Source organism: Pseudomonas sp. SMN11 (genome assembly GCF_052041945.1).
Classification (GTDB): domain Bacteria; phylum Pseudomonadota; class Gammaproteobacteria; order Pseudomonadales; family Pseudomonadaceae; genus Aquipseudomonas.
The window spans coordinates 1-708 of the sequence record NZ_JBKGGW010000087.1 but is presented as its reverse complement, the minus strand read 5'-3'; the positions used below and the strand labels follow the sequence as shown (position 1 = coordinate 708).

General features: G+C 64.7%; 1 protein-coding gene. It reads left to right on the top strand.

Annotation, left to right across the window (positions count from 1 at the left end):
- Window positions 1-708: AMP-binding protein (locus tag ACLEJU_RS28650; RefSeq protein ID WP_440776779.1), on the top strand; the 708-nt coding region annotated here is incomplete at both ends.

The window sequence follows — 708 nt, the reverse complement described above, 5'->3', positions numbered from 1 at the left end:
GCGCTGGCTGGCCGCATCATCGACTGCAAGTCCAAGGTGGTGATCACTGCCGACGAAGGCCTGCGCGGCGGCCGTCGTACTCCGCTCAAGGCCAACGTCGACCTGGCGCTGACCAACCCGGAAACCAGCAGCGTGCAGAAGATCATCGTGTGCAAGCGCACCGGTGGCGACATCGCCTGGCACCAGCACCGCGACATCTGGTTCGAAGACCTGATGAAAGTGGCCTCCAGCCACTGTGCACCGAAGGAAATGGGCGCCGAAGAGCCGCTGTTCATCCTTTATACCTCCGGTTCCACCGGCAAGCCGAAGGGCGTGCTGCACACCACCGGGGGTTACCTGGTGTATGCCGCGCTGACCCATGAGCGCGTGTTCGACTACCGCCCGGGCGAAGTCTACTGGTGCACCGCCTACGTCGGCTGGGTCACCGGCCACAGCTACATCGTCTACGGCCCGCTGGCCAATGGCGCCACCACGCTGCTGTTCGAAGGCGTGCCGAACTACCCGGACATCACCCGCGTGTCGAAGATCGTCGACAAGCACAAGGTCAATATCCTCTACACCGCGCCGACCGCGATCCGCGCCATGATGGCCGAAGGGCAGGCCGCCGTTGCCGGTGCCGACGGTTCCAGCCTGCGCCTGCTGGGCTCGGTGGGCGAACCGATCAACCCCGAGGCCTGGAACTGGTACTACAAGACCGTGGGCAAGGAG